The organism is Nocardia abscessus NBRC 100374 (assembly GCF_000308455.1).
GTDB classification, from domain to species: Bacteria; Actinomycetota; Actinomycetes; order Mycobacteriales; family Mycobacteriaceae; genus Nocardia; species Nocardia abscessus.
Window position 1 is genome coordinate 26,875 of record NZ_BAFP01000008.1, and the last position, 8,595, is coordinate 35,469.

General features: G+C 66.5%; 8 protein-coding genes. 5 read left to right on the top strand and 3 right to left on the bottom strand.

Translation table 11 applies throughout. The annotated features are described in order from the left end of the window. The first annotated feature begins 375 nt into the window (after positions 1–375). A complete protein-coding gene (locus ON19_RS02200) occupies positions 376–852 on the top strand; it encodes a hypothetical protein (RefSeq protein WP_157229571.1) in 477 nt (158 codons plus the stop codon). 4 nt (positions 853–856) lie between these two features. Then, positions 857–1,444 carry a hypothetical protein gene (locus tag ON19_RS02205; protein WP_157229572.1) on the top strand — a complete coding sequence of 196 codons (588 nt, stop codon included), beginning with the start codon at positions 857–859 and terminating at the stop codon, positions 1,442–1,444. 210 nt (positions 1,445–1,654) lie between these two features. Here the strand turns inward: ON19_RS02205 and ON19_RS02210 are convergent, their stop codons facing one another. From ON19_RS02210 to ON19_RS02220, 3 genes are all read right to left on the bottom strand, one after another. After that, positions 1,655–2,620, bottom strand: a complete 966-nt coding sequence (locus ON19_RS02210) for a site-specific integrase (protein ID WP_043685795.1) — start codon at positions 2,618–2,620, stop codon at positions 1,655–1,657. A gap of 185 nt (positions 2,621–2,805) precedes the next feature. Further along, positions 2,806–3,273 carry a hypothetical protein gene (locus ON19_RS02215; protein WP_043685798.1) on the bottom strand — a complete coding sequence of 156 codons (468 nt, stop codon included), beginning with the start codon at positions 3,271–3,273 and terminating at the stop codon, positions 2,806–2,808. A gap of 266 nt (positions 3,274–3,539) precedes the next feature. After that, positions 3,540–3,836, bottom strand: coding sequence for a DUF6290 family protein (locus ON19_RS02220; RefSeq protein WP_043685801.1), 297 nt, complete (start codon positions 3,834–3,836; stop codon positions 3,540–3,542). 1,794 nt (positions 3,837–5,630) lie between these two features. Here ON19_RS02220 and ON19_RS02225 point away from each other — a divergent pair. The 3 genes from ON19_RS02225 to ON19_RS02235 form a co-directional block, all read left to right on the top strand. Beyond that, complete coding sequence (locus ON19_RS02225) at positions 5,631–5,837, top strand: hypothetical protein (protein ID WP_043685804.1); 207 nt, start codon at positions 5,631–5,633, stop codon at positions 5,835–5,837. A gap of 178 nt (positions 5,838–6,015) precedes the next feature. Beyond that, the gene (locus ON19_RS38625) at positions 6,016–6,477 is read left to right on the top strand and encodes a hypothetical protein (protein WP_051168451.1); all 462 of its coding nucleotides are present in this window, start codon (positions 6,016–6,018) and stop codon (positions 6,475–6,477) included. After that, the coding region (locus tag ON19_RS02235; RefSeq protein WP_051168452.1) for a tetratricopeptide repeat protein at positions 6,474–8,595 on the top strand (2,122 nt) is incomplete at its 3' end. The genes ON19_RS38625 and ON19_RS02235, both read left to right, overlap by 4 nt.

Sequence of the window (8,595 nt, forward strand, 5' to 3'; positions counted from 1 at the left end):
GTCGTCGTCGAGGTTGACCGGCGTCGGCGCGGCGACGGTGGGCACCGGTTCTGCGGGCGTCAGAGGCATTCGCCGGCGGCCGCGTATTACCAGGCTGAGGGGTTGCCGCAGGACGGGGCCTCGCGGGCGGGCCGTTTTCGGGAAGCGTGTCGGGCGGGCAATGGTGTGGGGGCCGGTTGCGGAGCCGTCTACGGGGCGATACGTGACACGCAACTTAGGTTGTGGCGGAACCGATCACGGCCCGGGTGCGTCCAATGAATCGACTGCCTTTTATTCGCAGGTCGGGGGTGTCTCGTGCGTGCTCGGGGTGACACGGAATCCGGTGCCGGGGTGGGGTGAGTCGATTCGTGTTTCGATGAAAGAGGGGGATTTCCCATGAAGGTTCGCAATGATCCATCCGCTGTGCTGACGAGCCGAGTCGGTCGAACGCTTCTCTTCGCAGTGACATTGACGATCGCGATGGTCGCGAGCGTGCTGGCCTCCGGCTCCGCACAAGCTTCGTATCAGCCGTGCACCAACTACAGAGTCACCACCCAATGGGGCAGAGTCGAGGTCGACACCAGGCCGAGGGACGGGGACCCCATCGGCAACATCGCATGGGCTATGTTTCTCAACAACATCGCCGACATCCCCGGCAGGTACGACTACCAGATATTGGTCAACGGCAGGGCCATCGAGACGGATAACAGGTTCAAGGACGACAACTTCCACATGACGATCCCCCGATATCTGGATGGGCATTACCGGTACGACTCGGGAGACGAAATCCAGGTCATCGCCTCTCACGCCGCCGGCAAGAACCTGTACGTGACCCCCATCAACCGCTGCACCGTCCCCTACACGGCAGGATAGCTATATGGGTCAGGAGATTTCGAGGCGAGGCGCCGACTTGCTGGCGGCCGACATCGAGTCGGCTCTCGGCTTCGAGGTACACATCGATGAAACGATCCCCGAGCGTCTTCGCCGCCTTGCCGATCCACCGGGATGGCGGATCGAATTCACCGTCCCGACCTTGAGCGTCGTGGTGGGCACCACCCCCGTCGAGCGCACTCCCAACGGTGTGGCGTGCAGACTGGCCCGGGAAGTCCACGACGATGTCTTATCCCGCAGTGGAAAGATCTGGCCCGCCGACCCCGAGGGTGGGGACCAGCCGTTGCTCCCCACTCTCGACGGATGGCACGGGCCGGGCGGAGTGATACCGTACGGGCAGGTCAAGACGGCGAAGGATCCTGATCCCAGCCTCGACGGTGTGGTCCGATGGTGGCTGCCCGACACCTACGACGGACTCATCGCCAGCCACTCCGGCGACGTATGGTTCTCCCTCTGGCAATACCAGGGCGACGAACAACTCATCACACCGGGCATGCCGGTGACATGGGTCCTCGGCGAAGGCGTACACGGAAAATACCGCAAGGCAAGCGAAGTCCGGCCAGCTCAGCCGTAGCCAAGTGTTCGGTCGGTGTGCCGCCGACGGATAGCGCCCGACCAGTGGGAACAAGGCGCTACGGCCCGGATATGGCGGGCTCACACGATCGTCGCAACACTCTCGATTCGGGAGGTTGCGGCGATCGTGTTGTTTTCGGAGAGTATGGAGTATTTCGGTGATCAGCCTGCGCGGCTGGACGGCCGGTATCCCGGGGGCTACGGCTACCCCCTACAGGGCGATGTCGCCGAACAGGTCGAGCTGCTCACTGCCGGTCAGTGCGAGGCGGTTACGCGGGCGCGCCGCCGTGCCGCCGTGCAACCCGCGGACCCGGTCACGGTCGGGTGCCTGCTGCCCGAGCCGGGCGGCGACGACCGCGGGCGGGAGGCCCTCGCGCAGCATGCGCTGCTCAGCGGTGGTGCGCAGCGTGCCGGGCGAGATGTCCAGGCCGGCGTCGGCGCCGACGGCGCGGATGGCGTCGTCGACGGTGCGCACCGCCAGGCGCCGGTGCGGGGCCTGCTCGGTGAGGAACAGCGCGATCTGTTCGGGGTGGCCGCGTAGCAGGCGGCGGCGTTCGGCCAGCCAGGCGACCAGCGCGGCGCGGGTGCCCGGCTGTACAGGGACGGTGCGCGTGCTGCCGGTGGAGTCGGTGATGGCCAGGGCGCCGGGCCAGTCGGCGAGATCCAGGCCGGTCAGGGCGAGGGCGGCGATCTCGGATTTGCGGGGCCCGGCATCCAGGGCGAGGACGATCATCGCGAATGCGCGCGGCCCGCGTGCCGCGGCGGCGCGTAGTAGGGCGCGTTGTTCGGAGGGGCCGAGGGTGCGGGGGTTGATCGGCTCCACCACCACCCGCGGCGTCGCCGGGGCGCCCAAGCCGAGCCAGGTGTAGAAGACGGTGAGCGCGGTGAGGGTGAGATTGATAGTGCGCCCGACGACTCCGCGTTCTTCGACGGCCGCGGTGAGGTAGGCGTCGACGGCGCGGTCGCGGCCGGTGCGGGAGTGCAGGGCGTCGTCGTGGCCGCGATTGTCGCCCAGCCAGGCCAAGAAGTGCCCGACCCGTTCGAGGTAGGTTTCCCGCGAGCGGGCGGCGAGGTCGTCGCGGTCGGCCAGCGCGGCGGCGAATCCGGCGAGCATCGGGTCGGCGGCGATCTCGATCGAAAAGAGTCCCGGCATGTCCTGGGCGTTGTTCTCCACCACCGACCTCCAGCCGAAACCTGTTGCCCAACAGCATCGCAGCAGGCACCGACAACACCGCGGTGGAGATTAGCGGCGGACCGGTGCGCTCGGTCCGCCGCTAATCTCCCGGGATGTGCGACGGCCCCCCGGGAACATGCCGCCGGGGGGCCGTGCTGGGGTGTTGGCTTTGATGGGGTGGGCGGTGGTCAGTGGTCGACGAAGTGGTCGGCGGCTGCGAGGGCGGCGCCGAATCCGATTCCGGCGGCGGTGATGACGCCGAGGACGGTGATCCAGATGTCGTCGGTGGGGATGGCGAAGGTGGGGATGCATGCCGCGGCGATGGCGCAGGCGATGGAGGCGGCGATGAGGATCCAGCCGCGGCGGGTGGTGAGGAGGTTGTACCAGTCGAACTGCTCGAGCCAGTACAGCACCGCGACCGCTGCGGCCGTTCCGGCGCCGGCGGCGCCGGCCATGGGGCAGCCGGTGGCGCGGGTGACGTTGCCGTAGATCAGGCCGGCGATCACCGCGATCATGATCCATCCGAAGCCTCTGGGGCTGATCAGGCCCGGGCGGCGGTTGCCGCCGGTGGCGCTGTTTCCGGTGCCGGTGCTCGCGCCGTTGCTGGGGTCGGGAGCGCCGGTGTTGGTGCTCGGACTTCCTGCCGTTGTCGTCATTTCCGCGGAAGGGATCCTTCCCGTTCATGCGCCGTCCCGCCGTGCTGGATGCACGGTCTCGTGCGCACCGCCGAGCCTACAGCACCATAGGTAGAGAAAATCAAATTGATATCGCCACGCTGTGGCAACGCCACACTATTGCGTGTAGTTCACGCTACGTCCGCGCCGACGGGCGTGCGGGTGGCATAGACGAAAGGGGCGGGACCACCTGTGGTGGTCCCGCCCCTTGGGTGTTGATGCTCCCCGGCGGCATCGGTGCCGGGGTCCTACGCATCGTCGGGATGCTCCTCGGCGACTTCGCGTAGCTCCTTGGCGTAGGAGAGCAGCCGCTGCTTCTCCTCCTCCATCTGCCGCTCGATCTCCACGGGATCGAGGGCGTTCTTCAGGCCTTCGAGGATGAACTCGCGGGCCAGCTCCGCGATCGACATCTTGCGTAGGTTCGCGTAGCTCATCAGGGTGCGATAGTCCTTCGGGCGCAGCCGAAGACTGAAGGTCGTGTTCGTCGGTGTGGCGTCCGAGTTCTCGGACGTACCGGTCGTTCTGGTTTTTGCGGTATTGGGCATCGAAGCTCCTATAAGAGAAGAAGTGCGGGGATAGCCGCCCTCATCAGATGGTGCTTCGGTGAGCTCGACGGGACGGATGTGGCACAGGTTCTCCTCGATCAGACTTTCAACTGACGGCCGCCGCAGTAGTCAAGCGACCATGAAGAAACAAACCGACCACTGCAGCAACCGACGAAACAAGATGTACCACAGCACCGTAGCACCAATGAACCTCAGGTAGTCGCAATAGTGAGAAGGTGCAACTACTGTTCACCGTTTCGGTACCGTCGCACGCAACGACATGGCGTTATCAGCCTGCAGAAGCGAGGGTTTTGTTCACACAATCCTGTTACGGGATGTGAGCATGTGCTGCGCCGCGGCGACACGAGGCGCTGATCCGATCTCCCTGCGTGCCAGCTCGCCGTGCTTGAGACATCCCCTGGTCGACGTCACGTGACGCGGACCGGGCCGGTCCGGGCTGAGCTTCAGGAGGTGAGAGCGGGTGGCGGTGGCGGATATCGGCCGCGCACCACCCGCATCTCTGTGTCTCGCCCGGGCGGGAATTGTCCCGGCGTCGGGGCGAACGAGGTTTCAGGCCTCGTCGTCTTCGATGATTTCGAAATTCAGGACGATGTCCGGTTCCTGCTCGTCATCGAAGTCGCGCCACGGGCGGCGATTATTGATCATGCTCGACTTCCTTTGGGGCTCAGATTTCTTTCGTTAGGTGTGACACGTAATGAGTTCTTCCGATTTCCGACTCGTCGGTTTTGCGCAATATCGGTCCTTGTCGCTGAAAGTTAGCTGCCCAGTTATCCGGTGATTCGAAGCAATCGCGCACGCTGGTTTCCGCCGCATCCCGGTCGGAGTGGCAAACGATTGTCAATATCCCTTGTCCCTCCAGGGTTGTGGCTGCTGCGCCAGTGAGTAGTCTGAGGTTCGGTTCGGCTGGAACAACACGGCGAGGAGGGGGCAGCCGTCGGATGAGGCCGGCAGCCGCCCCTGCCGCCACGAGCGCAGGATGACAACACCTGCGCTGGTGAGGAACTCGCAACACTCGATCAGTCGAGCCAAGCTGGGCGAGCTCCCCGGCCGTGCATCCGACCGCGGCGTGCCGGGGGGCTCCCTCTCACCGTCCGATCCACCACCTCTCTGTGGCCCAACGGGCCGCCGGTACGCACTTGAATCCTTAAGCGGGCAACCGCACTGCCCGCTACTGGTCTAAAGCTACCCGTAACCGAGACTTCACCATGGTTGCCCTATCCGCACCAGGATATGCAACCCACCCGACAAGCACCCGCCATGGATGTACGAGACAGTTCCTGCGGAGATCCGGTGAGTTAAGTTCACCTAGTGTCGGGCTCACCGGCGCTGAAATCGGGCCATCGGCGGCCCGTCCGCAGCGCACCATAGGGGCCGTAATTGTTTCGTGATTCGACAAAACCGGACCGCCGGGCATCGTCTCGGAGGTTACCGACGAGTTTGCAACGCGTTGCAGAATCGTCCACTGAATGGCATCGAATGTCATAAATGCGGCAACGCCGCACGGAAGGCGCCGGTCACCTCCCTGCAGGCGGCCCGGGATCGGGCGCGCTGGGCGTAGCGCGCCCCAGGAGAGTTCGTCCGCTGTCCATCGACCGTGAGGGTTTCCGCCGGGGGTGGCATCGAGTGCTGACCTCCGGCGCCGGATCGGCGAGTCGCAGAAACATACCGGAGGTTTGTGTAAGGCTGGTCAAACCAACCAATGACCCGTTCCGGCTCGGGCGGTCCCTCGGGCGCAGGTTGGCCGATCCCCGACTAGTGCGAGAAGGACCACGCATGAACTACGTCCACCGGTCGCTCCGGGCCGACATCACCGAGGGGCAGCTGCTCATACCACCTCCCGGCCATCACGCGGGCCCGCGAACCCCAGCGCCGGCGGGGCTCGACGATCCCGCGAAGCCGCCGACCGTCATCGATGCCGACGACGACGGCGAGGACGTCGTGCTGGTCATCGAATTGATCTGCGATCCCACACTGGCCTGAGAGATGCCGTCGATGGAATGACCGTGCGGGCGCGGGTTTTCGACTAGGTTGAGCCGGTTCACCAGCTGACGGTCGGCCACAAGAGGCCATGAATGACGCTGCCAGGTCGGCATGTCGTGTGCGGTGGCAGGATTCGACGGTGCCGTGGCAGGATTCGGCACGGAGACGGGGAGGAAGCATGGGTTCGAACTGGCGAGCGCTGGCACCGGTGATGGCTCCTGGCGTGCTGGGAACGGCGGTGGGTACCGGCCTGGCGGTGGTGGTGAATCTGGCGACCGGGGGCGGTCCCTGGTGGATGTGGGTATTGGTCGTGGTGCTGACCGCGGTCGCCTGTGGGACGTCGTTGTGGCTGTATCGGCGCCAATCCGCCACCCCACCTACGCCGCCCCCACCGTCGACGAGTTCGGTGGAGGCCTCCGGCTCGCGCAGTGTGGCGGTGGGACGCGACGCGGGCCCGATCAGCACCGGCGACAACCAGACACCAGCCCCACCGGCGCCTCCACCGCAGCCCCCTGATCCGGCGGGACCCGCACCTGCACCGGAGTCGGTGTCGGCCGGGGGTGAGCGTTCGGTGGCGATCGGCAGGGACGCGCAAGGTCCTATCTCCACCGGCGACCAGCACGGACCGGCATCTCCGTGAACGAGTCCGAACCCGGCCACGGGCAGCCTGACGTCCCCGGGGCCGCGCACGGAGGTGTCCCCGCCGCCGGTGTGCAGGCGTCGGGGCAGCGGTCAGTCGCGGTCGGCGGGAACGCCGGCGTGGTCCAGACCGGGGACAACTCCCTGATCGTGCATCTGTCGGCGGAGGCGTGGCAGCCCATCGCCGAGGTCGAGGCCCCACCCGGGATCGACAATCTGCCGGTGTATCCCGGCCACGGGTTCGTCGGCCGCGCCGGCGAACTGGGCAAGCTCGACACCGTGCTGGCCGAGCCTGGGCGGGTGGTGGTGCAGGCGGTGCACGGTCTGGGCGGGATCGGCAAGAGCACCCTTGTCGCGCACTGGGCCGCTACCCGCCCCCACGGCCACCGTCCGATCCGGTGGATCACCGCCGATACCGCTGCCGAGATCCGGCAAGGGCTGGCGAAGTTCGCCGCCGCGCTGCAACCCGCGCTGGCTCAAGGGCTGAAGGTCGAGCCACTGGCCGAGCGGGCCCTGCAGTGGCTGGCCACCCACACCGGGTGGCTGCTGATCCTCGACAACGTCAACGACCTCACCGACATCAACGAGGTCCTCGCCGGCACCGGTACCGGTGGCCGCATCATCATCACCAGCCGACGCTCCACCGGATGGAAGCCCGGCACCGCCATCGTGCGCCTGGACGTGCTCGAACCCGACGAATCCCAGCGGCTGCTCACCGGCCTGCTCACCGCGGCAGGCCCCCGCGACAGCGACGGCGCCGCCGAACTGTGCGCCGAGCTGGGACATCTGCCGCTGGCGATCGAGCAAGCCGGCGCGTATCTGGCGCAGAACCCGCTCACCACGCCACGGGATTACCTGCAGCTGCTGGCCGACTATCCGGCCGCCATGTACGAGCAAGCGGCGGTCGATGTCGACCCTGAGCGCACCATCGCCCGGATCTGGCGAGTGACCCTCGACCGCATCACCACCCGCCAACCGGCCGCTGCCGACCTGCTCCGCACCCTGGCCTGGTATGGCCCCGAAGCTATCCCTCTCACCCTGTGCCAGAACCTGGCCGACCCGCCCACCCTCAACGCTGCGCTCGGGGTGCTCACCGCCTACAGCATGATCACTCCCGACCCGGCTACCAACAGCGTGTCCATCCACCGCCTGGTCCAAGCCGTCGCCCGCACCTCCGATCCCGGCGACCCCCACCGCAGACCGGACTTCATCGAGCGCGCACACATCAGCGCCGCGGCCAGTCTGTATCTTGCGTTGCCTCCACGGGAAGATCCCGTCACCTGGCCGGCCTGGCGTGCCCTGCTCCCCCACATCGATGCACTCCTCAGCCGCACCACCACCGACACCACCGCCATCGCAGCCATCCTCAACGCCACCGCACTCTTCTTCCTTGACCAAGGAACGTTCCTTCGCGCAATTGAGTACCTCCACCGAGCCCTCACCGCTCGTGATCAGATTGTCGGACCCGACCATCCCGACACCTTGAACTCCCGCCACAATCTCGCCGGCGCCTACCGGGCGGCGGGGCGCACTTCGGAGGCGATCGAGCTGTTGGAGCAGGTCCTCACCGCCCGCGAGGGGATCCTCGGTGCCGAGCACCCCGACACCTTGGGCAGCCGCAACAACCTGGCCGGTGCTTACAAAGCTGCGGGGCGAACTGCGGAGGCGATCGAGATGTACCAGCAGGTCCTCACCACCGCGGTCACGATTCTTGGACCCGACCACCCCCACACCCTGAGCACCCGCAACAACCTCGCCCACGCTTATCAAGCTGCGGGGCGAACCGCGGAGGCGATCAAGTTGTTGGAGCAGGTCCTCATCGACCGCGAGCGGATCCTCGGTGCCGAGCACCCCGACACCTTGGGCGGCCGCAACAACCTCGCCCACGCTTATCAAGCGGCGGGGCGAACCGCGGAGGCGATCGAGCTGTACGAGCAGGTCCTCACCGCCCGCGAGCGGATCCTCGGCGCCGAGCATCCCGACATTCTGACCTCCCGTAACAACCTCGCCAGCACCTATCAAGCGGCGGGGCGAACCGCGGAGGCGATCGAGCTGTTGGAGCAGGTCCTCACCAACGCGGTCAGGATTCTTGGACCCGACCACCCCCACACCCTGAGCA